This window comes from Cupriavidus phytohabitans, assembly GCF_017815025.1.
Classification (GTDB): domain Bacteria; phylum Pseudomonadota; class Gammaproteobacteria; order Burkholderiales; family Burkholderiaceae; genus Cupriavidus.
Genome location: NZ_JAGIQB010000238.1, coordinates 1 through 588, shown reverse-complemented (window position 1 = coordinate 588; position 588 = coordinate 1). Strand labels below are relative to the sequence as shown.

At 64.1% G+C, this 588-nt stretch carries 1 pseudogene; it reads right to left on the bottom strand.

Features of this window, described 5'->3' with window-relative positions:
• A pseudogene (locus tag J8I34_RS34315) lies at positions 1–588 on the bottom strand (IS5 family transposase); the annotation flags it as partial.

Sequence of the window (588 nt, the reverse complement as noted above, 5' to 3'; positions counted from 1 at the left end):
CGCGCGCCCACAGACTGTGTCCCGTCAGCGTCTTGAGGCGGTACATCAGGGTCTCGGCCAGCGAGCGCCGGTGATAGGGCTTTCCATTCGCGTCGACGGCTCTTCTCGATGACATCGATAGCCTCGTTACGCCAAGCTGCACCCGGCGTACTTTCGGACCATGGCTTCGCTCCATCGCGTGGTGGAATCGAGGGCTGTGCATCCCGCGCGGCAATCGCCGCGTGGCACGGCTTGCTGTCGTAAGCGCCGCCGCCTCCGATGGTATCGATCGGCGTATCAGGCGGGATCTGATCGAGCAGGTTGGCCAACACTTCGCCATCGCCAACGTCCTGGTGGGTCATCAGTGCAGCGCAGATTTGGCCGGTGTTCGCGTCCATGGCGAGCTGGACCTTGCGCCAAGTCCGGCGCTTGGACCAACCGTGCTTGCGAACCTTCCACTCGCCTTCGCCGTAAAGCGTCAGCCCAGTGGCGTCAGCCCAGTGCTGTCGATCACCAGATGCAGCGGCTCGCTGGTACGCGAGGCGGGCAGCACGAGGTTCAGATTCTGCGCGCGGCGGCTCAATGTCGTGTAGTTCGGCACTGGCAGCG